General features: G+C 45.6%; 23 protein-coding genes. 12 read left to right on the top strand and 11 right to left on the bottom strand.

What is annotated here, in order from left to right:
* Nucleotide 1: 1 nt before the first annotated feature.
* The 4 genes from OC443_RS10280 to pspF form a co-directional block, all read right to left on the bottom strand.
* The gene (locus tag OC443_RS10280; protein ID WP_073582295.1) at nt 2-889 is read right to left on the bottom strand and encodes an ABC transporter permease subunit; all 888 of its coding nucleotides are present in this window, start codon (nt 887-889) and stop codon (nt 2-4) included.
* Complete coding sequence (locus tag OC443_RS10275) at nt 876-1838, bottom strand: ABC transporter permease (protein WP_073582297.1); 963 nt, start codon at nt 1836-1838, stop codon at nt 876-878. Before OC443_RS10275 ends, OC443_RS10280 begins: the two co-directional genes overlap by 14 nt.
* A complete protein-coding gene (gene sapA / locus OC443_RS10270; RefSeq protein WP_073582299.1) occupies nt 1838-3460 on the bottom strand; it encodes an ABC transporter substrate-binding protein SapA in 1623 nt (540 codons plus the stop codon). Before sapA ends, OC443_RS10275 begins: the two co-directional genes overlap by 1 nt.
* Before the next feature lie 120 nt (nt 3461-3580).
* Nucleotides 3581-4585 (bottom strand): phage shock protein operon transcriptional activator, encoded by a 1005-nt coding sequence (gene pspF, locus OC443_RS10265; protein WP_073582301.1) that lies wholly within the window; start codon nt 4583-4585, stop codon nt 3581-3583.
* Between the two features lie 190 nt (nt 4586-4775).
* Between pspF and pspA the strand changes: the two genes are divergently transcribed.
* The 3 genes from pspA to pspC are packed head-to-tail and all read left to right on the top strand — an operon-like array spanning nt 4776 to nt 6079.
* Nucleotides 4776-5444: a phage shock protein PspA gene (gene pspA / locus OC443_RS10260; protein ID WP_073582303.1), complete on the top strand. Its 669-nt coding sequence runs from the start codon at nt 4776-4778 to the stop codon at nt 5442-5444.
* 21 nt (nt 5445-5465) lie between these two features.
* The gene (gene pspB / locus OC443_RS10255; protein WP_073582305.1) at nt 5466-5696 is read left to right on the top strand and encodes an envelope stress response membrane protein PspB; all 231 of its coding nucleotides are present in this window, start codon (nt 5466-5468) and stop codon (nt 5694-5696) included.
* Nucleotides 5690-6079 (top strand): envelope stress response membrane protein PspC, encoded by a 390-nt coding sequence (gene pspC, locus OC443_RS10250; protein ID WP_143169296.1) that lies wholly within the window; start codon nt 5690-5692, stop codon nt 6077-6079. Before pspB ends, pspC begins: the two co-directional genes overlap by 7 nt.
* 69 nt (nt 6080-6148) lie before the next feature.
* On the opposite strand, the gene OC443_RS10245 is transcribed toward pspC, so the two are convergent.
* Nucleotides 6149-7345 carry a cystathionine beta-lyase gene (locus OC443_RS10245; RefSeq protein ID WP_073582309.1) on the bottom strand — a complete coding sequence of 399 codons (1197 nt, stop codon included), beginning with the start codon at nt 7343-7345 and terminating at the stop codon, nt 6149-6151.
* Between the two features lie 171 nt (nt 7346-7516).
* Nucleotides 7517-8971, bottom strand: a complete 1455-nt coding sequence (cls, locus tag OC443_RS10240; protein ID WP_073582311.1) for a cardiolipin synthase — start codon at nt 8969-8971, stop codon at nt 7517-7519.
* 409 nt (nt 8972-9380) lie between these two features.
* Between cls and OC443_RS10235 the strand changes: the two genes are divergently transcribed.
* From OC443_RS10235 to OC443_RS10225, 3 genes are all read left to right on the top strand, one after another.
* Nucleotides 9381-10724: a sodium-dependent transporter gene (locus tag OC443_RS10235; RefSeq protein WP_073582313.1), complete on the top strand. Its 1344-nt coding sequence runs from the start codon at nt 9381-9383 to the stop codon at nt 10722-10724.
* A gap of 136 nt (nt 10725-10860) precedes the next feature.
* Nucleotides 10861-11550 (top strand): TIGR01621 family pseudouridine synthase, encoded by a 690-nt coding sequence (locus tag OC443_RS10230; RefSeq protein ID WP_073582315.1) that lies wholly within the window; start codon nt 10861-10863, stop codon nt 11548-11550.
* An 81-nt stretch (nt 11551-11631) separates the two neighbouring features.
* Complete coding sequence (locus tag OC443_RS10225) at nt 11632-12564, top strand: class I SAM-dependent methyltransferase (protein WP_073582317.1); 933 nt, start codon at nt 11632-11634, stop codon at nt 12562-12564.
* Nucleotides 12565-12601: 37 nt separating this feature from the next.
* Here the strand turns inward: OC443_RS10225 and OC443_RS10220 are convergent, their stop codons facing one another.
* The gene (locus OC443_RS10220) at nt 12602-13042 is read right to left on the bottom strand and encodes an META domain-containing protein (protein ID WP_073582319.1); all 441 of its coding nucleotides are present in this window, start codon (nt 13040-13042) and stop codon (nt 12602-12604) included.
* 158 nt (nt 13043-13200) lie between these two features.
* Between OC443_RS10220 and OC443_RS10215 the strand changes: the two genes are divergently transcribed.
* Entirely contained in the window at nt 13201-13452 is a 252-nt protein-coding gene (locus OC443_RS10215; protein ID WP_073582321.1) for a DUF1289 domain-containing protein, read from the top strand.
* Between the two features lie 16 nt (nt 13453-13468).
* On the opposite strand, the gene OC443_RS10210 is transcribed toward OC443_RS10215, so the two are convergent.
* The 3 genes from OC443_RS10210 to OC443_RS10200 form a co-directional block, all read right to left on the bottom strand.
* Complete coding sequence (locus OC443_RS10210) at nt 13469-13702, bottom strand: hypothetical protein (RefSeq protein ID WP_073582323.1); 234 nt, start codon at nt 13700-13702, stop codon at nt 13469-13471.
* A gap of 743 nt (nt 13703-14445) precedes the next feature.
* Nucleotides 14446-14724, bottom strand: a complete 279-nt coding sequence (rplY, locus tag OC443_RS10205; RefSeq protein WP_073582325.1) for a 50S ribosomal protein L25 — start codon at nt 14722-14724, stop codon at nt 14446-14448.
* A gap of 113 nt (nt 14725-14837) precedes the next feature.
* Nucleotides 14838-16607, bottom strand: coding sequence for a DEAD/DEAH box helicase (locus OC443_RS10200; protein ID WP_073582327.1), 1770 nt, complete (start codon nt 16605-16607; stop codon nt 14838-14840).
* An 86-nt stretch (nt 16608-16693) separates the two neighbouring features.
* Here OC443_RS10200 and rsuA point away from each other — a divergent pair, with 86 nt between their 5' ends.
* From rsuA to OC443_RS10185, 3 genes are read left to right on the top strand one after another with little or no spacing between them, the layout of a single operon-like run.
* Nucleotides 16694-17389 carry a 16S rRNA pseudouridine(516) synthase RsuA gene (gene rsuA / locus OC443_RS10195; RefSeq protein WP_073582329.1) on the top strand — a complete coding sequence of 232 codons (696 nt, stop codon included), beginning with the start codon at nt 16694-16696 and terminating at the stop codon, nt 17387-17389.
* 14 nt (nt 17390-17403) lie between these two features.
* Nucleotides 17404-18609 (top strand): Bcr/CflA family multidrug efflux MFS transporter, encoded by a 1206-nt coding sequence (locus OC443_RS10190; protein ID WP_073582331.1) that lies wholly within the window; start codon nt 17404-17406, stop codon nt 18607-18609.
* Complete coding sequence (locus OC443_RS10185; protein WP_073582333.1) at nt 18610-19281, top strand: DUF2913 family protein; 672 nt, start codon at nt 18610-18612, stop codon at nt 19279-19281. It begins immediately after the preceding gene.
* Here OC443_RS10185 and OC443_RS10180 read toward each other — a convergent pair.
* Entirely contained in the window at nt 19278-20735 is a 1458-nt protein-coding gene (locus OC443_RS10180) for a DUF2867 domain-containing protein (RefSeq protein ID WP_073582335.1), read from the bottom strand. The genes OC443_RS10185 and OC443_RS10180 overlap by 4 nt on opposite strands.
* 319 nt (nt 20736-21054) lie before the next feature.
* On the opposite strand from OC443_RS10180, the gene OC443_RS10175 reads away from it, so the two are divergent.
* Entirely contained in the window at nt 21055-21726 is a 672-nt protein-coding gene (locus OC443_RS10175; RefSeq protein ID WP_073582337.1) for an ABC transporter ATP-binding protein, read from the top strand.
* Complete coding sequence (locus OC443_RS10170) at nt 21707-24127, top strand: ABC transporter permease (RefSeq protein ID WP_073582339.1); 2421 nt, start codon at nt 21707-21709, stop codon at nt 24125-24127. Before OC443_RS10175 ends, OC443_RS10170 begins: the two co-directional genes overlap by 20 nt.
* The last annotated feature ends 430 nt before the right edge of the window (nt 24128-24557 follow it).

Genomic DNA, 24557 nt, shown 5'->3' with positions numbered 1-24557 from the left:
ATTATTCGATTCCTGCGTTTAGGGCCTGTCTGGCGCCTTCACCAACAAAATTAATGGTAATCACTGTAAACATGATGGTTAACCCCGGCAGGGTGACAGTCCATGGTGCAAGGTAGAGCAATTCCAGAGAGTCACCGAGAATCGCTCCCCATTCTGAGCTGGATGACTGCGCCCCCAGGCCCAGAAAACCAAGTGCGGTGATATCGAGAATCGCAATTGTCAGCGCAAAAGTGATTTCTGCAATGATGACGTTCAGAATGTTCGGCAGAATGGAATTCCACAGTAAATAGATGTTTCTTGCACCATCAAGCCGTGCTGCAATGATATAGTCTTTTTCTATTTCGGTATGAACAGCGGTATAGACGGAACGGATAAAACGAGGGGTCAGGGCCAGACAAATTGCAATGAGGACATTGAACTCGCCGGTTCCGAGAAATGCAACAAAGATGATGGCCAGGAGCAGCGAAGGAATTGACATCACCGTATCAAGCAGGTGGTTCAGGGTGCTGGATAAAAGCCCGGAGGTCATACCGGCCAATACACCGACCGAGCACCCGATTGTCATTGCCAGAACCGTGACAATTATGGCATAGCCAAAAGAGTGGCGGGTACCGTCAATCAAACGCGACAGAATATCCCGGCCTAAGTCATCTGTTCCGAAAAAGAAATCAACACTGCCAGCTGGATCCCAGGAAGGCGGCAGCAGCAAATTACCTGAATGTTCCAGTGGGCTATAAGGCATCAGCCATGGCGAAAAAATGGTAATCAGAGTGAGAAATCCAAGGCACCATAATCCGAACATAGCCAGATTATTGGTTCTGAAACTTCGCCAGAAACGTTCAAACTGGGTCGGAATCCGCTCTTCCTGATAGACACTATTCGTGAGCATACCAAGTCTTCCTTACTAATGGGTTAACCATGGCACCAACCAAATCTGACAAAATATTTGCAGTCAGTACCAAAGAAGCAACAACAATAACACCTGCCTGTATGGACACCAGATCTTGCTGCGCCAGCGAATCAAGAAGCCATCTGCCAATGCCGGGCCAGTTAAAAATTGATTCGGTGATAATGGCACATGTAAACATCGTTGATAACTGCACGCCAAATTTAGGAATAATTGGCGGAATGGCATTGCGTAATACATGCTGGGCAATAATCTGATAACGGGAAAGACCCCGGATCCGGGCCACCCGGATGTAGTTTTGGTTGATGACTTCAGCAACAGAAGCACGCATCAGGCGAATGACCTGCGTTGTCGGAGAAAGAGCCAGTACAATACAGGGTAAAATCAGGTGCTCAATGACACTCTGTAAAATTTGAGCCCGGTAAGGGCTGGTCGACAGAAAAGCGTCCAGCAATGCAAATCCGGTGACGGGTTTGAGTTCATATAACAGATCATATCTGCCAGAAATCGGGAAAAGCTGATATTTAAGCGATAAAATCAGAATCAGAATCAGCGCCACCCAGTATATTGGTGCTGAATAGCCGCACATGGAAACAAAAGAAATCAGCGTATCTGACCATTTCCCCTGCCTCATACCGGCAATCGTGCCAATCGGAATGCCAATGATCAGTGAAATAAAAAAAGCAAAGAGACAGACTTCAAGGGTTGCCGGGAATACGACCATGAGCTCATCAACCACCGGCACACCCAGCCGGTTGATACCAAAGTTTAAATGCATGAGTTCCCGCACATAATTTACCCAGCCACTCCAGAAACTTTCCATCGCCCAGTGAGAGGCAGGATCAAATCTGAGAATGTTATATCCGACTAATGTCAATATGAGCAGCGTGATGATAAACAGATTCAGTTTACGAATCGTATAAACAAACATTAGTGTGTCCTCTCAACCGTATTGAAGGGTTGAACATTAAACGGACTCAGCCGGAATCCGGTCAAACTGTCACTATAAGCTTTAAACTGCATACCGTGAGCCACGGGAATCACGGGAAACTCCTGATTGATAATATTCTGTGCCTGTTTATAAAGATTTAAACGGTAACGCTGCCGGTCAACCTCCAGCGCTAAATCGAGTAAGAAATCAAAATCTTCATTACACCACCGGGACAGGTTAATTCCTTCACGGACTGCATCACAGGACAGGATGGGGCGCAAGAAACTGTCCGGATCGCCTGAGCGGCCTGACCAGCCGGTCAGATATAAGTCAACGTCCATCCGGGATAATTTATTTTGTCTTTCTATTTTTTCTTCGGGAATTAAATGGAGTTTGATCCCGATATCTTTAAAGTTTGCCTGAATTAATTCAGCTGTTTTATGCGGGCTGGGGTTAAAAGCAGTTGGCTCCATCGGTACCAGCATCGATAATTCCAGCCCATTACTGAATCCGGCATCACGCAGCAGTCCCAGTGCATAATTCTTATCATAACGGACCTGGACCGGATCCCGCTGATAAGCCCATGAGGTTGGCGGAAGGACATTGTAAGCAATACTACCGGTGCCATAGTAAACTGAGTTCAAAATGTTTTTTCTGTTAATTGCAAAGCTGAGAGCCCGGCGAATTCTGGTATCGCTGATTACCGGGTGAGATGTATTAACAGCAATAAACGAAACATTCATGGCCGGTGTTGATTTCAAAACAATATGCTTATGTTGCTCAATGATAGGAATCTGGCTGGAAATTGGTGTACTCAGTACATCGCATTCGTTTCTGAGTAACTTGGCCAGCGTCCCGGTTCCCCGCTGTGCGATGTCAAAGACGACCTGAGATAATTTTGGTGAGCCTTTCCAGTAACCGGCGTTTCTTTTCAGCCGGATAAAATCACCCGCCTGCATTTCATCTAAATAAAACGGGCCGGTGCCAACCGGGTGGCTGTCCAGCATTGGCTTCTCATCAGCAAGAATCAGTTGATCGGCATATTCTTTGGAAAGAATCACGGAATGCGTTGTGGCAATATTCGCCAGAAAGCTGTTATCAGGCCGGTTAAGTACAAACTGGACTGTGTATTTATCGGTTGCTTTGACGCTTTGGATTAAATGTCCGAAGTTTATTCCTGCAAACCAGGGATAATTGCTGTGTCCCGTATGGTGAAAAGGGTTCTCCGGATTAATAATACGATCAAAACTGAAAACAACGTCTTGTGCATTTAATGGCCGGGAAGGGGTAAACCACGCTGTTTTTTGAAAAGCGATGTCTTTTCTGAGGTGGAGTGTATAGCGGATGCCCTGACGATTCACTTCCCAGCGTGTTGCCAGATTTGGCGATGGGCGCTGTGTTTTGGGATCGAGAATGAGCAAAGTGTCAAAAATCTGAGGCCCGAGTGCTTCAGCCACAAGTCCGCTATCGACCAATTGTGGATTAAATGTATTCGGATTTCCCTGACCACAATAAACAAAACCAGTTTTTCTGATCTCATCATGAGCAGATGTATTGTCATTGCATGCAACAATAAAAGGCAGGCAACTAAGACCCAGAATAAGTTGTTTCAGTATCTTCATATAGAAAGCGAATAAATCTGCAGCGAGGTATTAAAGTGTATCCGTTTACCCCAATAACGCGCTAATTTATCATTTTTAAATTATTGAACCAATGGGAAACACTATTTAAATCATTATTTATCAGTGTTTATTGACTAAAATCTGATACTTCCTGATCAAACCTCTCAACTGATGATAGCTCAAGCCCAGTAATTCGGCTGCATTTCTCTGATTATATTTTGCCTGTTGAAGCGCCTGGTGAATGAGTTGCTGCTCTTGTGTATCAAGCCATTCTTTGAGGTTTACCGGCAGTGATGGCTGGTTGTATGACATGGACTTTATATCCTCAGGATCCTGTTGCGGTGTACTTTCTTCCATCCATATGGATTTAAAGGGATTTAAAATCAGTCCGGGAATGGGATCCTGCTCTGACTGGTGCTGGCACACGGCTCTTTCCACCACATTTTTCAGCTCCCTGATATTGCCGGGCCAGTGATAGGTAAACAGTTGTTCCAAAGCGTTGTCACTAAAGCCCGGAAAGCAGGTCAGGTTCATTTCCCGGGACATACGGATTGCATAATGTTCTGCCAGTGGCAGGATGTCTTCATGACGGGCCCGGAGCGGGGGCAGGTGGATGACATCAAAAGCCAGCCGGTCCAGTAAGTCAGCCCGGAATTTCCTCTCTCCGGCCAGCTTTAACAGATTTTCATTGGTTGCACAGATAATCCGGACATTGGCTTTCAGGGTCCGGCTGCCGCCGACACGTTCGTATTCACCATACTCAATGACCCTCAGCAGCTTCTCCTGAACATTGAAAGGCGCATTTGCCAGTTCATCTAAAAACAGGCTGCCACTTTCTGCCCGTTCAAACCGACCCTGATGTCGTCCTTTTGAGCCGGTAAATGCGCCTGATTCATGGCCAAACAGCTCAGAGTCAATCACGCCTTCAGAGAGTGCGCCACAATTCATGGTGATCATAGGCTTTTCCCATCGGGATGACAGATAGTGCAGCCGTTGGGCAATGAGTTCTTTGCCGGTTCCCCGTTCTCCGGTGATTAATACCGGACGTTCGATGGAAGCAAGGCGGGATACTTTATCTAAAACAGCCAGAAATTCAGCTGATTCGCCAATGAGATCATTTTTCATGGGGTTCATCCCGTGTTGTATCATATGGTTAAATTAACCAAATTATGGTGAAAAATACAAACTCATTGTCTGTGAAATTTGAATTTATCATTAAGTCTTTGATTTTTAATGGCATAAAACCTGGTATAAAACTTGTTATGTATACTGCGTAGCACGTCATTCAATATTGTACGTATAAAGGAGTAACATGATGGGTATTTTTTCTCGATTTGCAGATATTGTGAACTCAAATATCAGTGCATTACTGGATAAAGCGGAAGATCCGGAAAAGATGATTCGTTTAATTATTCAGGAAATGGAAGATACGCTGGTTGAAGTCCGGAGTCAGTCTGCGAAAGTCATTGCGGATAAAAAAGAACTCTCCCGGAAAATTGGGTCACTTGAACATCAACAGCAGGACTGGGCTGAAAAAGCAACGCTGGCTCTGTCGAAACAGAGGGAAGACTTAGCCCGTGCGGCGCTGATAGAAAAACAGAAAGTTCAGGGTGTCGTTCAGAGCCTGAAAGAAGAGTATGCTTTAGTTGAAGAAACGATCGGTAAACTGACCGGTGAAATTGCTAAACTTGAATCTAAAATCACCGAAACCCGGGCGAAGCAAAAAGCGATGATGATCCGGACTGAAACCGCTGGTAACCGGCGTAATGTTCAGCGTCATCTGCATCGTGCCCGTACTGAAGAAACCGTGGCAAAATTTGAGCAGTTTTCCCGCAAAGTGGATGAACTTGAAGCAGAAGCGGATCTGTTTGAAAAAACCGGCGCAGGGAAGTCACTGGATCAAGAGTTCATGGATTTAAAAGCTCAGGATGAAGTTGAGCAAGAACTTGAGAAATTAAAAAAACAACTCGAAGAGCGTCAGTAACGGTATGCAAGGAGGGCGTTAATGTCGGTTATGTTTATTACAGTTCCGTTAATTATTTTTATGGTCATTGTGGCACCGCTATGGCTGGTTCTCCATTACCGAAGTAAGCGGCACTCAGATCATGGTTTGAGTGAGGATGACTTTGAAAGGCTTCAGTCTCTTTCGACAAAAGCTGAAGCGCTTCAGGAGCGGATTCATACATTGGAAAAAATACTGGATGCAGAGACTCCGGCCTGGAGGTCAAAATCATGAGCCGTCATCTATACAGAGCGACAGAAAATAAGCGGATCACCGGAGTTTGTGCAGGCCTGGCAAACTATTTTGGCTGGGAAGCCTGGCTGGTCAGAATGATAGTTGTATCCGCAACGTTGCTTGGCGCCGGAGGACTGACGATTATGGCTTATATTGCTTTGAGTCTGATGCTGGACAAACAGCCGGAGAATTATGAGCAGACTGTGGAGAAGCAGCGGGCCCACAAGCTGAAAAGCCGCCCCTGGGAGCAGGGGCAGTCACCGGAAAAGTTACTGGAACATATTGAGCGCGAGTTTTCTGCGCTTGAAAATCAGGTTTGCCGGATGGAAGCATATGTGACGTCAGAGTCATTCCGGGTCAATAAAGCATTCAGAGATTTATAATCATACAGAACGTACAAGTGGCTGCTTCCGGCCACCTGTATTGTTTGCTCAGTTTGATGAAACAAATGATTATTTTTCTTCTGCCAGTATTTCCTGATAGCGCTTCAGGCCCAGCTCTAAATCGGCAATGAGATCGTTGACATCTTCCAGCCCGATGTGAAGCCGGATCAATGTCCCCGGAAAATCAGGATTTGAGACGGTACGAAGTGCGTTGAAACTTTTTGGCTCATTGGCAAGAATCAGGCTTTCGAAGCCTCCCCATGAATATCCCATACTGAAATGTGTCATGCCATCAAGCAGTGCTGTTGTTGCCCGTGGACAGCTGCTTTTCAGAACAAAAGAAAACAAGCCGTTGCCGCCTTTAAAGTCCCGTTTGAAAAATTCATGACCGGGGCAGCTTTCCAGTGCCGGATGACGAACATGATCAACCAGCGGATGCTCTGCCAGCCATTTAGCAATCGTCAGGCTGCTTTCGGCATGTTGCTTTAAACGGACATCTAATGTTCTCAGTCCGCGCAGGCCGAGATAAGCATCATCAGGAGAAATACACTGACCCATCAGGTAGCTTTGCTCCCGGAGTTGATCCCAGTATTTTTCATGAGTGACGGCCGTACCGAGCATGACATCACTGTGTCCGACAATATATTTGGTTGCCGCCTGTACTGAAATATCAACACCATGGTCGAATGGTGAAAAGTTCACCCCGGCTCCCCAGGTATTATCCAGCATTACAATCATGTCATGTTCATGAGCAATTGCCGCAAGAGTCGGAATATCCTGTACTTCCATGGTGACAGAGCCGGGAGATTCGGTGAATAGAATTTTGGTTTCAGGCCGGATTAATGACCGGATATCTTCACCAATCAGTGGATCATAATAGGTGGTTTCCACCCCCATTTTTTTCAGAATCACTTCGCAGAAGTCTCGTGTCGGTTCATAACAGGTGTCGACCATTAAGATGTGATCACCGGCTTGAACAAAAGACAGAATAGCATTAGTGATTGCTGCTGTTCCGCAAGGGTAGAGTGCACAGCCGACACCGCCTTCAACCTGTGTCATTGCATCCTGAAATGCGAAATGGGTGGTAGTTCCTCTGCGGCCATAAAACAGCGTTTTGTCTGCCCGGTTCACCATCGCCCGGTGTTTCTCTGCGACAGTGTCAAATACAATCGTTGATGCTCTCTGGACCGGTGGATTGACACTACCATGTGTCCATTCTTTATTGCGTCCTGCATGGATGAGCGTTGTCTTCTTATTTTCTGACATAATTGGTCCTTGTTAGCAGATGAACTCCCTGTTTAAACCGGTGTGGGCAGAGAATCTCAGTGCCAAATGATAAATGATTACAGTTTGCTGAGTGTTTGGAACAGACCCCGGCGGTCAACGTTACCAAAGGGGCGTGCTGAACGCAATTTCCTCTTCACGGTCGCTATTTGTTCAAAGCAGAGGGTTAAACAGATAGTACATCCGTTCCAGAGCCCGGTTATAAATCGGACGCATTTGCCATGACTGATAATCAATCTGGCAGGCCTGTTGTATATATATTTGCTGCAATTCAAATAGCTGATGCGTAAATTCAATATCATCAACAGCCAGCGTGACTTCAAAATTCAGCCAAAGGCTTCTCATATCCATATTGACGGTTCCGACCAGGCAGAACTGTTCATCAATCACGACTGATTTTGTATGCAGCAGGCCGCCATGAAATTCATAGATATTGATCCCGGATTCTAATAAATCGCCATAAAATGATCGGGAAGCCCACTTGACCATCAGTGAATCATTTTTCTGTGGAATGATTAAATCAATTTGAATCCCCCGGTATGCCGCCGTTTTCAGGGCAGAGAGTAAATCAGCACTGGGGACGAAGTAGGGCGTTGTAATGCGTATCGAATGATTTGCCTGATGAATCGCCAGGACCAGTGCCTGTGAAATCAGGTTTTCAGGCATACCCGGCCCGGATGGAACGACCTGAATCGGGTGCTTGGGTAATTCATCTTCAACTGCGCACTGCGGAATCTGGGGAAACTCACGCTCACCGGTTTCAAATTCCCAGTCCCAGCTATGGATTGCAGCCAGAACGTTGACGGTCGGGCCGACGATCCGGACCATGATATCGACCCACTGCCCGACACCTGAATCCCGTTTAAAATACTCGGGATCAACCATATTCATGGAGCCTGTATAGGCAACAGTGTCATCAATAACAATTATTTTTCTGTGCTGACGAAGGTCAAGTCTCCGGAGGAAGATACGCCACGGGCTCACTTCTAAAGCCTGAACGACATGTATGCCAGAGTCCACCATCAAGCGATACCAGTGACTTTTCATAAACTGATGACTGCCGGCAGAGTCCAGTAACAGTTTCACATTTACTCCCCGCTTGGCAGCCTGAATCAGTCTGGAGGCGACAGAGTCAGCCAGACCTCCGGGATGCCAGATATAAAAAACCATCCGGATTGAATATCTGGCCTGCTCAATATCGTGAATAATTGATTGCAGGGTTTGCTTGGGTGAGCGTTGTAAAGAGAGCTGGTTACCACTTAAAGCCGGAATCCCCATCCGGTGATTACAGAGTTCATCAATTTTATAAATATGTGCGCCCATCGTTTCAGTGATATGTGCCTGACACTGACTCAGCTGGGAAAACCAGTCCGTAAAGGAGGTTAACATTTGCTTAGCTCTTTCCGCTCTTTTCCGGCCAAGGTTTAACTCACCAAACAGAAAGTAACAAAACACGCCCAGCACCGGGAGAATATAGATGATCATTAGCCATGCCAGCGATACACTTACCGCTCTTTTTTTAAACACGACCCTGAAAGTGACCGTGGCAACAAGCAGCCAGTACAGTCCGATACTGACTAATGTGAGAATATGATAGATTTTATCCATATGATTGATGACGAATATCTGACAAATCAGTGACTGATGTTAATGCGAAACGGAAGTTTAGGAAAGTTTATTTAAAACGATGGTTGTTGCCGGACTCAAACGCAAAGGGATTTATTCCGGATAATTATCAATATTCAGCCTCAAAGCCCATATGAACCCGCATTTTTACCTTATTATAATGACTTTAATGTAAATACCGGGTTGGGTAATTGTTATATATTTTCAGGAAAATGTATTTTCAGGCTATAAATGCAAATTTTAAACACAGACATCGATTTTTTTGATAAAAAACATTGTAAAAACTTTCAATTTCCCCCGCAAACTGGTTTACTTGCCGGCCTTGAAACAGCCTTACTCTATAGGTTGCTTCAGGACTGTTTACGCAAATACAACATCGGTAATAAAAAATATGGTAAGTAATACAAGAGGCCAGTTTTCTTCAAAATTTGGCTTTATTATGGCGGCTGCCGGTTCAGCCGTTGGATTAGGTAATGTATGGGGGTTTCCGACCAAAACCGCAAGTAACGGTGGTGCCGCCTTTCTGGTGATTTATCTTGTGATGGTATTCCTCCTGGCATTTCCGATGCTGGTTGCAGAATTAACTCTCGGAAGATACGGCCAGGCAAACCCGGTATCGACGCTTCGCTCAGTCTGGGCCCGGAATAAAATAGTTGCCGGTTTGATGGGACTGATCGCGATGGTGACCTCATCATTCATTTTGAGCTTTTATGCTGTTGTCGCGGGTTGGCTGGTCGCTTATGCGCTGATCCCTGTTTTTGATGTTACCGGATTTCATTCCGTATCTGAATGGCTGGTGAACTTCAGTAGTGAGAGAAACATTCTGTTGGCAGTTTTATTCTCTTTGCTGAATATTTTGGTCGTTCAGAAAGGTATTTCAAATGGGATTGAGCGTTGGTCAACCCGTTTGATGCCTGTGCTGTTTGCTCTTTTTGGTGTAATGATCATCTATATTTTCACCCAGCCCGGCGCAATGGAAGGGCTGAAAATGTATCTGGTTCCTGATTTTTCCCAGATTCATGGTGGTTTGTTGGTTGATGCGATGGGGCAGGCATTTTTCTCTCTGTCACTTGGCTGCAGTACCATGATGGTTTACGGCTCTTATCTGAAGAAAGATGTAAATATTCCCAAAACAGCGGCTCAGGTTGCCTCGATTGATACTGGTGTGGCTTTTGCGGCGGGACTGCTGATTCTGCCGGCAATGTTTGTGGCAAAGAATCACGGTGTTGATATCTTCACTGAAGATGGCGTCCTGAAAAGTTCCGGTGATCTGGTCTTTAAAGTATTGCCGGCAATGTTTGACTCGATGGGCGGTGTCGGTATTGTGCTTGGTTTCGGCTTTTTTGTATTGATGGTTATTGCAGCGCTGACTTCATCAATCTCTCTGCTTGAAGTGCCTGTATCCTGTGCGCAGGATGAGCTGAAAATGAACAGAACACCAGCTGCATGGGTGATTGGCGGCGTGATTATGCTGATCAGTGTTGTCATTTGTTTGAACTTCGGCACTTTATTTGGCCTTGTCGCTGATATTACAACCGTGTATATGCAGCCTTTACTGGGCGCTGTCTGGGCGGTTGTTGTCGGCTGGATATGGCACCGGAATAAACTTTTGCAGGAGCTTAAACAAGGCTATCCGGAAATCGAGTCCGGGCTGTTTTGGAAAATCTGGCCATGGTATGTTCGTTTTATTTGCCCGGTAGCTATTGTTATGATTTTTCTTTATCCCATGTTTTAATAGCTAATGTTATAACAGCTGTTTTTTATAGTTGTTTTTTAACAGATAGTGATAAAGCCTTCTGCAAAGAAGGCTTTGTTCTTTACGACGCCCGAAGCCGTTTTCATTTGATTCAGAGGTTATCCGAAAGTTCTTTATGTTCCAGATCATTCATCTTCACTCCGACTTTGTTGTGATTAATAAGTATCCCGGTGTTTCGGTCCACAAAGATGATCAGGAAGTGATGTTATTGCAGGAAGTGTGTCAGAGTCTCAATGAAACTCAGCTCTATCTGGTGCACCGTCTGGATAAGATGACTTCCGGATTATTATTACTGGCCCGTTCTTCACACGCAGCCCGGTTGTTGTCTGATGCATTTGCACAGCGTCAGGTCGAAAAGTACTATTTGGCAATTGGCTGTAAAAAACCAAAGAAAAAGCAGGGGCTGATATGTGGTGATATGGTTCGCAGCCGTCGTTCTGCATGGAAACTGACTGCGGGTAAAGAGAACCCTGCAATCACTCAGTTTTTTTCAGCTGCCGGAGAAAATGGCGAGCGGGTCTTTATCTGTCGTCCGCGGACCGGCAAAACGCACCAGATCCGGGTTGCCTTAAAGTCGGTTGGCTCTGCAATTGTTGGTGACCCTGTGTATAACCCTGCCAGCCACGCTGATCGGGGCTACTTACATGCATATGGTTTGCGTTTTGATTATCAGGGAGAGCAGTTTAGTTTTACCTGCGATCCGCGGGAGTATGATTTTACCGGCACCCGGTGGCATCAAACTGCTGTGTCCAATGCGATTGAGCAGTGGTTCACGCCCTGGCAGCTGACCTGGCCTGAGCTTTAGTCATGGGATATCTTTTTGCTGTCGACAGATAACACATCATCTATTTCAATCAACAAACCTCAGAGAAACTGAATCAGAGATATGGATTTAAATCAACTGACCACTTTCATTCAACATATTGAAACACAGCTGGCTTCTTCGCCGGTTTCCGTCAAACGCTTATTTCATGGGCGGGGAAGGCGCTGGCCGGGACTGGAGCAACTGACAGCAGACTGGCTGGCGAACCAGCTGATTATCAGTCTGTTCAAACAGCCAGAGCCATTATTTATCAGGGCGCTGGAAGCTGAACTGACCTCACTGACTCAACGGGAGAACTGGCGTAATACAGGGGCGACATGTATTGCCATTCAGCACCGCTATCAAACAAATCAGCAGCTTGAGGTGATTTGGGGAACGCTGGAAGAAAAGCCGGTTGTCGATGAGCATGGGCTGAAGTTTCAGCTGGACATCGGGAAAAACCAGAATTTCGGCCTGTTTCCGGATATGTCAGAAGGGCGTCAGTGGGTGCAACAACATGCAACAGGCAAGCATGTTTTAAATTTGTTCGCTTATACCTGCGGCTTTTCAGTGGCTGCGATTGCCGGTGGAGCGGAGCGGGTAGTCAATGTAGACATGGCGAAAGCGTCGCTCTCTAAGGGGCGGGAGAACCATAAACTGAATCAGCACGATTTAAGCCGGGTGCAGTTTATGGGGCATGATATTTTTAAATCATGGGGAAAAATCAGGAAATCAGGCCCTTATGATCTGATTGTTATCGATCCACCGAGCTTTCAAAAAGGAAGTTTTGCATTAACCAGGGATTACCGCAAAATCCTGCGGCGTATGAATGAGTTACTGGCTGATCAGGGAAGTGTACTTGCCTGTGTGAATTCTCCCGTGGTTGACTGCAATTTTCTAATTGAAACCATGAAAGAAGAAGCACCGTTTATTAATTTTCAACAGCGTCTGGATAATCCGCCTGAATTCGAAGATATTGACCCGCAGGCCAGCTTAAAAGCACTTGTTTTCCGGTAATTAATTACGTAAAACAAGCGCTTTGCATTCAGTCATCTTATTTGCGTTTCGCTTCGAAAATAAGCGTGTGTTTTTTGTTTTTCAACGTCATTTTACCTTGCAGTATCTGAATGTGTGTCCGCTGGTTTAAAGCCTGAACAATGACTTTTTCCTGCGCCACCTGCTCTTTCAGGCAAAGCTTTTGAGATGAGATCATCTTGATTATTTGAAACTCATGATTGTCTGTGTTGAGAACCGCCTGACCTAAATAGTCATTACATCCGGAAAATCCAGTCGCTGTCATCCGGCTGTCGACTTTCAGACTGGGAGTACGGTTGTCAGCTGAAGGCTTGATTTCTTTTCCATCCAGACTGACCAGGTGCCATACCGGATTTTTCAGGTCCTCGACTTTGACCGCAGGCTCTTCTTTTCCCGCACAGGCGGTCAGTAAAGTTGTTAAAACAATTGCTGAAAGCGTATTTTTTCCACTAAGCTTCATATAATTAACCTTAGGTGTTGGTATTGAAACGTCAGGGTCAACTCATCACGTTTCATAGATGCAATAGAAAGATAACAGGAATTGTAAAGCAAGATTATGATATTTCAATCGATTGCTTAAAGAGCCTGGACGGACTTCTTGTTGTGAAAGAGGTAATGATGGAGCAGTTAGAGTTTTTTGATGTCCCCAGCCCCTGTATTGGCGTGTGTAGTGTCAATGAAAGAGGTTACTGCAAAGGATGTTTGAGAAACCGGGATGAACGATTCCGGTGGATGGATATGACGCCGGCAGAAAAGCTTTATGTGATTAAGCTATGCCGGATGCGGTTTCGTCGTCAGATGGCAAAAAACAACAAAACCGGCGATGTTGAACAGCAACAGGATATTCATCCACAACAGAATCTGTTTTAAACCGGTCTTTCAGAGGTTAGTTTTTGATGCTCCACTGGTCACTGATCCAGCCACCAGCCCGTTCGTCAAAATGGACACCACTGAAATTAAGGTTGATATCTTTATTTTTTTTAGTTGCCGGCTTTTCCATCAGTAATTGATGAATGTAGTCAGCCATTGGATCTTGTGAGGTGGTTGACAAGGCGTCTTGTTTTTTCATTGCCACTTCTTTAATCATTTGCAGACGATATGTCGAGCTTGAGCGTTTCATAATTTAACCTCCATAAAATGACAAACTTGCTCAAAAAATAGACAGGTATAAACCGGGCGTCAACTGACGTATTCAGAAATTTATGAAGATTTGATCCGTAACAAATTCTCTTTCTCAGACATGTTGATATCAGAGCTCTTGGTGTGATTTGGCCTTATGAAACCGGGGAAACCACGGGAGCAGGTGAGTTCAGCAGCTGGCTACCGGCTTGCCTGTGCAGTTTGGTAATGATAATCGCGAAACCGGTGAGGTGAGGAGCACCGGGAAATCGGTTAAAGCTTCACAGTTTTCCTGAAATGTCCAACAGCGTTTGCTTCCGGAGGCAGGTTTGCCATTTCCGGGATATCTTATTTATTGAGATTTATCTGTATCGGTCACATCACAGTTCCCGGTTTGAATCATTAGTGGACATGATTATGAGTTGTCGGCAAATGTTCATTGCCAGGGAATTGGTATACCGAAATGATGATCGGTGAGTGACTTCATCTCTTCATTAAAAGCAATTTGTACAATTGTGTGCTGAAGAACAATCAGGCGCATTAGTATAACGTGAGATTGTTTTTTGTACAACGACTTGCGTAGTTAACTTGTGTATATACTACATCAGAATCCGGGTTATTTTTTTCCTCTGAAAAGAAACAACCCCTGAGTTGGTAGCTCAGGGGTTGTTTTATAACTGAAAGCCAGGTTGGTAAGGCCAGACTTTTTAATATGCAAAAGGTGAAAGATTACCGGGTAATCTATCAGATACGGATGAAATCCATATGAGTGACTTTTGGTTTGAACGCATGACGCTGAACGTCCTGAGGCTTAACTTTTACCTCAGCACCGTCAATCACCAGTGTGATTTCTTCGTAGAATTCTGGCTTATCCATCTGGTTGATGATGTCATCGTGAACCAGCGCGATTGATACAGGCGCTGCTTCTCCACCATAAACGATAGCCGGGAACTGACCAGCGTGACGTAGGCGGCGGCTCGCACCTTTACCCAGTTCAGTACGTAATACTGTTTCAAATTTCATATTATTTACTCTCAATTAGTAAATTTTAAACGCTGACATCTGACAATGCGACCTTGTCGGATGTCGTACTTAATTCGTTTTACATGCAAACATAAAAACGAGCGCGGATACTATCATTCTCTGCGCTTCAGAGCAATATCTTCAGGAGATTGAGTGAGTTCATCTGCGAAAATCTTATCCCTGATTTTCCAGAAGCGGCCGGTTTTATGAGCGATGATAAATTGCGGGAAGCGAAAGCGGTGCTGGGCTTCAACAATTTTTCTGGCACTTTGTTCATGAAAAGGACGATGTTTATCTGCCAGATGAGGCCTGACAAAGCGTTGCATGAACACAGATTTTTGTTTTTTGGTGGTGACCGGCCAGAATTCATGAACCTGTGCCTGGTTGTCTCCCTGATAGGTGATTTTAATCTGAGATCGATTGTGACTGTCTTTATGAATCCCCATTTCCATGTTGTGACATTCAAACACCAGTGCATTTTTCAGGCTGAGGGCTTCTTTTAGTTTTTTATCCGGATCAACAAGCGTTGCTTCACATTCATGACAGATACGCGCTGCAATGTCATTGTCAGCACCACATTCATGACAGTATTTAGCTCTGAAGCGATAACCACAGATTTCCCGCTCATGCGTATCTTCATCGGTAAAATATCCCTGACATCGCCGGCCATAATGTTCAATCAACATACCCTGACTATCCAGTTTTCCCCAAAAATTATTATTGAAGCCACAGGCCGGGCAGGGAATGGTTACGATTTCAGAGTCCCCGGATGGTTTGGGTTCGCCAACCTCAGGCTGCTCCAGATCATATTTATTACCGGCATAATCCAGTACCAGGCATTCCTGTTTACCGGGAGAAAGCCTTAATCCGCGACCAACGATTTGCTGATAAAGACTGACGGACTCTGTCGGGCGGAGAATGGCGATTAAATCAACATGAGGAGCATCGAATCCGGTTGTCAGTACTGAAACATTCACTAAATATTTCAGCTTTTTTTGCTTAAACCGCTGAATAATTTCATCCCGCTCAGCCTGCGGTGTTTCACCGGTGATCATGGCTGCTGACTCAGGAAGCAGTAAATGAATTTCCTGCGCATGCCGGACGGTTGCGGCAAAAATCATCACGCCTTGTCTGTCTTCTGCCTGCCGGATGACCTGTTGGACAATTTGCGGAGTGACCCGCTGCGCATCAGAAATCACCATATCCAGATCCGACGCTTTATAGCTTCCTGTTGGCATCGGATGAATCTGAGAAAAGTCGTAACTTAATACCGGTGCATCAATAATGTTGGCCGGGGTCAGGAAAGCTTCATCGAGAAGATAATGAATCGGTAACTCGAAAATACAGTCCCGAAAAAAACGGGGCGTCGTGCTGCGAATCTGCCCCCGGGTATGAAACTGATAAATCCATCCCATACCGAGGCGATAAGGTGTTGCGGTTAACCCCAAAACCTTCAGGTTCGGATTCTTTTCCTGCAAATGAGCGATGACCTTTTGATAACTGCTGTCCTTTTTGTCAGGAACCCGGTGACATTCATCAATGATCAGCAAAGAAAATTCATGAGTGAATTCGGTTAAATGGCGGACAACCGACTGAACAGAAGCGAAAATGACCTGTTCCCCGGTTTCCTTTCTCCCTAACCCGGCAGAAAAAATAGCGCCGGGTAACCCATATCCTTCATATTTCTGGTGATTTTGTTCGACCAGTTCTTTCACATGGGCCAGTACAAGAACTCTGCCTTTTGCCAGCCGGGCGAGTTCGGCAATAACCAGACTTTTTCCTGCGCCGGTTGGCAACACAATCACCGCTGGATCGTCATTTTTTCTAAAGTAATGGATGACAGCTCTGACAGCATCAGCTTGATATGGACGGAGTTTATACATAAATTATTTTTTCAATAAATGTGAAATAGCTCAACTAATGAGACATGGATGGTTATAATAACGCACTTCAACTTCATGAGGTATGCATGCGTCTGGATAAATTTTTATGTGATGCTCTGGGTATTACACGTAAACAAGCGACAAAGATTATTAAAAGTGGCGATGTTGTTGTCAATGAACTGCCTGAATCACGTGGTGCCAGAAAGCTGGCAGAAAGTGATGAGGTTTACTGGCAGGAGCAGCGGCTTTCTGCCCGGGGCCCGGTTTATATCATGCTGTACAAACCGGAAGGTTTTGTCTGTTCCCACACCGATGATTTTAACCAGACTGCGTTTATTCTGCTGGATGAGCCCAATCTGAATAACCTTCATTTTGCCGGACGATTGGATGTTGATACGACCGGACTGGTTTTAATTACAGATGATGGGCAATGGTCACACAGGATTACATCACCAAAACATCATTGTGAAAAGACATACCGGGTTTGGCTGGCCGATCCTGTGCAGCCTGACTATACAGAAAAATTTGCTCAGGGCATTCAACTGAATCAGGAAAGAGATTTGACCAAGCCTGCGCAGCTGGAAATTTTCAGTGAAACCGAAGTTTGTCTGACGATTCATGAAGGAAAATATCATCAGGTGAAGCGCATGTTTGCCGCATTAGGGAATAAAGTCGTCGCTTTACACCGTGAAAGAATTGGGGATATTGCGTTGGATGAATCGCTGGAACCCGGAGAGTACCGGTATTTAAGTGATGAAGAAATCCAGTCTGTCTGGTCGTAGAAGGTTGAGGATATATGAGCGAAAAACAACATGCAAATGATAAACAAACCCCATCGATCAGCCTGCTTTTGCTGATCATACTAGGTGCTATCGGTGCAGTGACGCCGCTGGCAATTGATATGTATTTACCGGCTATGCCGGTTATTGCTGATAATCTTGGTGTGAGTGACGGGCTGGTCCAGATGACACTGACTGCTTATATGGCGGGATTTGCTATCGGGCAGTTACTCCATGGTCCGTTGTCGGATACGTTTGGCCGCAAACCGGTAATGTTGGTTGGCCTGATTCTGTTCAGCATCGGTGCTTTTGTTTGTGCTACGGTGACCAGTATTGAAGCTTTATCCTGGGTCAGAGCAGCACAAGGCTTCGCCGGAGCCGCTGCTGCAGTTGTGATTCAGGCGGTTGTCCGGGATATGTTTGAGCGGGAAGACTTCGCCAGAGTGATGTCATTTATTACGATTGTCATCATTATCGCACCGTTGATTGCCCCGGTACTGGGCGGGAATCTGGCTGTTTGGTTTGGCTGGCGTTCCATCTTCTGGTTTTTGGTTATTTTCTCGATTATTGTCATTGGCATGGTGATTTGGCTGATCCCGGAAACTCTCAGACCAGAAAACCGTCAGTCATTCCATGTCCTGAATATTTTGAAAAATTATGCAGAGTTATGCCGGTCTTCGCGGGTTCTCGGCCTGATTTTTTGTGGTGCATTCTCCTTTTCCGGGTTGTTTTCTTTTCTGACTGCCGGCTCGTTTGTCTATGTCAATATCTTTGGCGTCAGCCCGGATATGTTCGGTTATTTATTTGGATTGAATATACTGACGATGATGGGAATGACCACATTGAACAGCCGCCTGGTGAAGCGTCTTGGTTCACGCTTTATGTTGCATTTTGGTCTGACGGTTCAGCTGATTGCAGGCATGGGATTGTTTTTGTGCTGGTTGCTGGATAGCGGACTATGGGGAATTGTGCCTTGTGTGATGTTCTATATTGGTTCCATTTCAACGATTGGCAGTAATTCGATGGGGCTTTTGATGAGCCATTATCCCCGGATGGCCGGTACCGCATCGTCATTAGCCGGTACTCTGCGCTTCGGCACGGGTGCCGGAATCGGCGCAGTTGTTGCCACTTTACCCGCCGGTGAAGTGTGGCCAATGCTATTCAGTATGGCACTATGTTCACTTGCAGCCTGCGGTTCTTATCTGATGTTGGGAAGAAAATAAATGACGTCACTTTATTCTCAGGAAATTTACCAGTTGGTTGAGACCGCCCTTGAAGAGTTGTCTCAGGAACATCAGCGTGGCAAGCTGGCTGATGCGCCGGTGCCGAATCAATATTATCTTGTGCGCTGGATAACGAAGTCACTTAAGCAAAAAAGATTCCCCCGGAGTGTCACTGATGACTTAATCCGCTGGCAGAAAGCCGGACGTTCTCAGGGAAACAGTGTGATGTTTGAACCGCTTTTCCGGAAAATTCTCGCCTATTATGATGATTTTTTTCAATCCGATCGCAGTAACCAGATTACGGATAAACAGATTGAACAGTTCCTGGATAAACTGGAAACGGCTGGTTGGGAAGTCTCGACTGCAGAAGAACTTGTCGGATGTGGAAAAGTTCAGCTATTTACTGAACAGCCCAATTCGATGGCAATCTGTTGTGGTCAGTGTGAAACATGCTTTGACGGTGAGCTTTTGATGCATCCGATGAGCTGGTTTGTCCGGGGGAACCATGCTCAGCTGATTGAACTGGCATGGCAGGCAGGTTTTATGGTGCATAAACGCACAGATTATAAGTCAAATGTGAAATATCATGGTGAATACCTGATTTATCCGGGCAACAGGGGAGAGCAGCTTGCCGAGATCCCTTTAGGGTTTGAGCCCACTCCCCGGTTTTAAAGACGTTTATCTGTCGCCATGCAGTCTTTTTGCTCAGCATGGCGGCAAATTACTTCAACCATTCCTCTGAAAATAAACAGGTGTGCTGGCATCATGATAAACCAGTAGAGTAATCCTCTGAATCCCTGCGGGTGCCACCATGCGCAAACCTGAAGGGTTCTTTCATCGCCTTCGTCCGTGATTGTAAATTCCAGTCTGCCCAGTCCGGGGGCTTTCATGCCAAACAGCAAAGAGAGAAATCTATTGTTTTCACAACGAATGATTTTCCATGAATCAATATAATCACCGACTTTGAGCCCGGGTAAATCAGGTTTTCTTCTGACCGGTTTGCCGCCGCCGACAAAAAAATCCAGCCATTCCCTTAACCGCCAGAGGGCATTGGCGTAAAAGTAGCCTTCAGGCTCCTGACCAATTCTGCGGATGACTTGCCAGAGTTGTTCTGAAGTCGCGCTGGTTTTACAGCTTGCTCCGGCTTGTTTGGCGTAATAGCCGAATCCTGGCTGCCACCTTTTCTGTGCATAAGGGTCGAACCCCCAGACCTGACTGCGGATAAATGTACCTTCTTCTGCAATGGTTTTTTCAACGGCTTTTCCGTAACTGATTAATTGTTGCGGGTATAACCGGCAAATTTCCTGGTTATCGGCGACATAATCATGTTTTAATCCGGCAAGGAGGGCTTTACCTATGCTTGCCGGGACCGACGTGATAATTCCCAGCCAGTAAGACGCTATTGCCGGGGTCAAAAAAGATGTTGACCATAATCTGAAGGGTTTATTGGCTGCTTTACATATTATCCGGAACTGCTCGCGGTATGAGAGAGTCTCCGGGCCCCCGGCTTCCAGTGTCTGGTGTGAAGACGGAGTCGCTTCTGCAAGAGCAAGTAAATAATGATTTAAGTTATCCAGTGCAATTGGATTTGACCGGGAATCAACCCATTTGGGTGCAATCAACACCGGTAAGTTGTAGACAAAATCTCTCATGATTTCAAAAGCAGCAGAGCCTGGTCCAATCACGACACCGGCCCGTATTTCCGTGACCGGGATAGCAAGCTGACGCAGAGATTCTCCGGTCATTTTTCTGGCCTGAACATGTAACGATGGATTTGCCCCTGGCTGAATAGCACTCAGATAAATAATGTGACGGGCCTGACTATGTGTTAATGATTGTCTGAAGTTTTCAGCCAGAGACAGTTCATAGCTGATGAAGTCTTCACCATATGCCATGCCGTGAACCAGAAAATAAATCAGATCAAAACCGGGAACCGCAGCTTGAGTTGCAGGAAAATCGGCTAAATCAAGGTAAATGATGGTCAAATTGGCATGTGGGGTCAAACGGGCTTTCAGCTGTTCCGTTTGCCGGGTTGCTGCAGTGACGGCGTAACCTTTCTCCAGCAATAAAGGGACAAGCTGTGAACCTATATAGCCTGATGCACCAAGCACAAGTACATTTTTCATAAGTAATCCTGATTTATCTGATATACCCAAACAACCTGTATCTTCAGGTTGTTTGGGTATAACCAGTTGAAACGCTCTTTTTAAGATAACCTGTCAACGGCTTCTTGTATATTGACCGGCAACGTCTGTCCGGATTCATCTCCATAATAGCCGCATGAAACGGATGAAAATTATGACCAGATTCCAGGGTGTTTTTTACATGTCAATTGCCTGTGATCCAAAGATTTGAAATCTGTGAAATCATTGAAAATACTTTCTCCAAAAAGGGATTTGGTGTAGATTCACAGTCCGTTGGGAGAATTAGGTTAGGGCGGGTTTGATGTTAGAGCTGACAGACCTCTGTAAAGGTTATCTGGACGGGGGAGAGTTTCACCCTGTTCTGCAAGGGGCTGCACTCAGGTTATCTCAGGGAGAGCAGGTCGCCCTGATGGGAGAGAGTGGTTCCGGTAAGAGTACGCTTCTGAATTTGATTTCCGGAATTGATACATCTGATTCCGGCGAAATCTGGTTTCCTAATTTTCCCATGCATAATACTTCTGAACATGCCCGTGCAGACTACAGACGTCATTTTATCGGCCATGTATTTCAGCAGTTTAATCTGCTGCCCACATTGAATGTCGCTGATAATATCCGTTTTTGCCGCCAGCTCCGGGGGATTCCTGAAGACAGAGGTTTATGGCGGCAAATCCTGTCAGCGCTGGACTTAATGCCTCTGCTGGGCCGTTATCCTGAAGAAGTGTCCGGGGGGCAGCAACAAAGGGCCGCCATTGCCCGGGCACTTTATATGGAGCCTCAGCTGTTGCTTGCGGACGAACCGACGGGAAGTCTGGATGAGAAAAATGCTGAAGCAGTGATGCGCCTGCTTACGACACTGTCAAAACAGCTGGAATGTACCTTGTTACTTGTCACTCACAGTGAAAAAGTCGCAAATCATATGGAAAGGTGTGTGCGTTTGCAGGGAGGGCAACTGCATGCTGTGTCCCGTAGTTAAAGCACTATTGGGCCATTATCGCCGCTACCCATTGCAACTGATTCTTGTCTGGCTGGGATTGACTCTGGGTGTTTCATTATTCGTAGGAGTCACTGCTATCGCAGAGCACACCCGCAAAAGTTATGAACATGGTGAAAAATTTTTTGCAAATCCGCTTCCTTACCACATTCGCTCCGATAATATTGATCAACCCATTCCATTTAGCCTTTATATTCAACTGAGACGAGCTGGTTTCTCTCAGTGCGCCCCATTCGCCAGTTACCGGGCGACAACGCGGCGGGGACTTAATCTTCTTATCATTGGTGTTGATCCGATTCTTTCTCTTCCTAAACCTGCCAGTATTCCCGGACATTCTTATCCGGTGATTATCAGCAAAGAACTGGCCAAGCGTGAAAAACTGACTAACGGCGACTGGATGATGACAGAATCCGGAGTTCAGCTGGGTCCGATTCAGATAGATCAGAAAAATCTGGTCTATGGTTCGAAAGTCATTACGGCGTTGCCTCTGGTTCAGGCATTAAAAGGGAATGCATCTTTATCCGTGATTGCCTGTGCTGATATGCCATATGTACAGCTAAAGCACCTGAAATCAATTCTGCCTGAAGGCATCAATATCAGCCGGGGACATCGTTCTGATATCGGCTCGCTGACAAAAGCGTTTCTGTTAAATCTGAATGCAATGGGCATGCTTTCGTTTATGGTGGGTTTGTTTATTTTCTATCAGGCCATTTCTTTGTCTTTTATCCAGCGTCAGCCCCTGGTTGGCATGTTAAGGCAAGCTGGCGTGTCCGGACTTGAACTGACGAAATCACTGGCAATTGAAATTGCGTTGTTAATTTTGGTGTCTTGTATTTCGGGCAATATACTCGGCATGATTCTCGCCAATCAGTTTATTCCGGTTGTCTACAGTGCTTTGGCGAACGAGAGTTCAGAGACGTATCTGTGGGTTGCCTGGAACTGGCGGTGGGGTGTTTACAGTGTCTTGCTTGCCACAATCAGCGCTTCCTGTGCCTGTGTGTGGCCCCTGATTCGTTTACTCAAATCGCCCTCAATCCGGCTCACTCCCAGAGTTTCCCTGATTCGCTTTGCCGGAGCGGAATTTGCAATTCAGGCGGTATTAGCGGTAATTCTTTTGTTAGTCGCCACTGCCGTATATTTTCTGGTTAAGGCTGCGTGTGCCGGGTTTATCGTACCTGCTTTAATTCTCCTTAGTGTCGGATTAATTACGCCTTATATTGTCTGGAAAGTGTTTGATCTGCTGTCCTATACCTTAAAAGATGTGAAACGCAGATGGTTTTTCTCCGATGCGGCAGCCAGCATGGGATATCGCGGTATTGCGACGATGGCATTTTTGATTGCTCTGACTGCAAATATCGGGGTGGAAACTTTAATCGGCAGCTTCAGGGAAACCACCGATCGCTGGCTGAATGAAAGATTAGCTGCTGATCTATATGTTTATTCTTCTCCTTCGTCTCAGAAAGAGATGACAGACTGGCTGGTTCAGCAGGACGCCGTTCAGTCGTTGTGGAAACGGTGGGAAAGAGATATTCCGTCTGACCAGGGATTGCTGCAGATTGTCAGTACAGGCAAAAGCTCCGGTGAACTTAATACGTTGACTGTGAAGGTTGCAGTGCCGAATTTTTGGGAGCTCCTGCACACTCAGAGAAGCATCATGATCAGTGAATCCATGTCGTTAAAACTGGATATCCGGCCGGGGGATGTTATTCAGTTACCTCCGCCACTGGGATTAGACTGGAAAGTGGCCGGAATTTATTATGATTACGGAAATCCGTTTTATCAGGTAATGATCGCTGAGCCTTTCTGGCACCGGCTCTTTGGCTACAATGGTAATATTGTTTTAAATATTACAGCCAAACCTGAATTCCCGCTTGCAAGACTCAGAAAAGAGTTTGAGCAAACATTTCATATCGATGAAGAACGGGTTTTTGATAATAAAACTATTCATCAGGCTTTGATGAAAACATTTGACCGGACATTCGCGATTGCCGGAAAACTGGGTCGCCTGACTCTGTTTATTGCGGTTGTGGGAATTTTCTTTGCGACTCTGGCCGGTGAAGTCACCCGGCAAAAACATATGACCTTACTCCGGTGTTTAGGCGTTTCAGGCAAAGAACTTGTTGTGATTGGTAGTATTCAACTGTGTATATTTGGTGCGATCTCACTCTTTATTGCGATTCCTCTGGGTATCGCACTGGCATCTCTGGTGATCGATATCGTGATTAAACAAGCCTTTGGCTGGTCGATTCAGCTCTATCTCATTCCTCAGGGATATCTTGAAACTTCTTTGTGGTCTCTGACCGCTTTGGTTGCTGCCGGCGCGATTCCGATATTAAGACTGGTATTACAGGCACCGATGCGCTCTCTCCGGGATGCACTTTAATTTTGTTCATGTTTCCGTAAAGGCACTGATTTGTAAACATAGTCATTCTGCGTTGAAAATCAGTCACGCAGAACAGGCGCCAATCCATCTTGCCCTTCTGGAGCGCATCAACAGGTTCATTTCTGCTTCAAACAAACTCGAAAGTCGTCATCATTCCTTCAGCTATTTTCCTTGAACTGAACCTGTTGATGAAGCAGTGAATCCTGCATCTTGAGATCATTTGGGTATAAAAGATCAACAGATTAAAAACATTTCAGAAATAACTTGTCACAAATATCTCCGCCAGATATCCGGGAAATACGGTATTTTCTCTGGAAGACGGCTGGAGGTTCCCCGGATTATTCTTTAGGTTTCATTTATTCCTGCTTCAGCCCTCTGGCGGGTAAGTATCTTTCATCGATATTTTTTAGATTTAAGTCAGATCCTTACT

The sequence above is a fragment of the Vibrio quintilis genome, assembly GCF_024529975.1.
GTDB classification, from domain to species: domain Bacteria; phylum Pseudomonadota; class Gammaproteobacteria; order Enterobacterales; family Vibrionaceae; genus Vibrio; species Vibrio quintilis.
Note: the sequence above shows the minus strand (reverse complement) of the source record. Positions and strands in the feature narration are given on the sequence as shown.

What these genes read in the sequence shown, in the direction of transcription:
- OC443_RS10200 (WP_073582327.1), bottom strand. Translation starts at nt 16,607, where the DNA reads ATGTATAAACTCCGTCCATATCAAGCTGATGCTGTCAGAGCTGTCATC.
- OC443_RS10225 (WP_073582317.1), top strand. Translation starts at nt 11,632, where the DNA reads ATGGATTTAAATCAACTGACCACTTTCATTCAACATATTGAAACACAG.
- OC443_RS10210 (WP_073582323.1), bottom strand. Translation starts at nt 13,702, where the DNA reads ATGAAACGCTCAAGCTCGACATATCGTCTGCAAATGATTAAAGAAGTG.
- OC443_RS10190 (WP_073582331.1), top strand. Translation starts at nt 17,404, where the DNA reads ATGAGCGAAAAACAACATGCAAATGATAAACAAACCCCATCGATCAGC.
- OC443_RS10180 (WP_073582335.1), bottom strand. Translation starts at nt 20,735, where the DNA reads ATGAAAAATGTACTTGTGCTTGGTGCATCAGGCTATATAGGTTCACAG.
- cls (WP_073582311.1), bottom strand. Translation starts at nt 8,971, where the DNA reads ATGGATAAAATCTATCATATTCTCACATTAGTCAGTATCGGACTGTAC.
- rplY (WP_073582325.1), bottom strand. Translation starts at nt 14,724, where the DNA reads ATGAAATTTGAAACAGTATTACGTACTGAACTGGGTAAAGGTGCGAGC.
- pspA (WP_073582303.1), top strand. Translation starts at nt 4,776, where the DNA reads ATGGGTATTTTTTCTCGATTTGCAGATATTGTGAACTCAAATATCAGT.
- OC443_RS10245 (WP_073582309.1), bottom strand. Translation starts at nt 7,345, where the DNA reads ATGTCAGAAAATAAGAAGACAACGCTCATCCATGCAGGACGCAATAAA.
- OC443_RS10215 (WP_073582321.1), top strand. Translation starts at nt 13,201, where the DNA reads ATGGAGCAGTTAGAGTTTTTTGATGTCCCCAGCCCCTGTATTGGCGTG.
- OC443_RS10185 (WP_073582333.1), top strand. Translation starts at nt 18,610, where the DNA reads ATGACGTCACTTTATTCTCAGGAAATTTACCAGTTGGTTGAGACCGCC.
- OC443_RS10175 (WP_073582337.1), top strand. Translation starts at nt 21,055, where the DNA reads ATGTTAGAGCTGACAGACCTCTGTAAAGGTTATCTGGACGGGGGAGAG.
- OC443_RS10235 (WP_073582313.1), top strand. Translation starts at nt 9,381, where the DNA reads ATGGTAAGTAATACAAGAGGCCAGTTTTCTTCAAAATTTGGCTTTATT.
- rsuA (WP_073582329.1), top strand. Translation starts at nt 16,694, where the DNA reads ATGCGTCTGGATAAATTTTTATGTGATGCTCTGGGTATTACACGTAAA.
- OC443_RS10230 (WP_073582315.1), top strand. Translation starts at nt 10,861, where the DNA reads ATGTTCCAGATCATTCATCTTCACTCCGACTTTGTTGTGATTAATAAG.
- sapA (WP_073582299.1), bottom strand. Translation starts at nt 3,460, where the DNA reads ATGAAGATACTGAAACAACTTATTCTGGGTCTTAGTTGCCTGCCTTTT.
- OC443_RS10280 (WP_073582295.1), bottom strand. Translation starts at nt 889, where the DNA reads ATGCTCACGAATAGTGTCTATCAGGAAGAGCGGATTCCGACCCAGTTT.
- OC443_RS10275 (WP_073582297.1), bottom strand. Translation starts at nt 1,838, where the DNA reads ATGTTTGTTTATACGATTCGTAAACTGAATCTGTTTATCATCACGCTG.
- OC443_RS10220 (WP_073582319.1), bottom strand. Translation starts at nt 13,042, where the DNA reads ATGAAGCTTAGTGGAAAAAATACGCTTTCAGCAATTGTTTTAACAACT.
- OC443_RS10170 (WP_073582339.1), top strand. Translation starts at nt 21,707, where the DNA reads ATGCTGTGTCCCGTAGTTAAAGCACTATTGGGCCATTATCGCCGCTAC.
- pspF (WP_073582301.1), bottom strand. Translation starts at nt 4,585, where the DNA reads ATGAAAAATGATCTCATTGGCGAATCAGCTGAATTTCTGGCTGTTTTA.
- pspB (WP_073582305.1), top strand. Translation starts at nt 5,466, where the DNA reads ATGTCGGTTATGTTTATTACAGTTCCGTTAATTATTTTTATGGTCATT.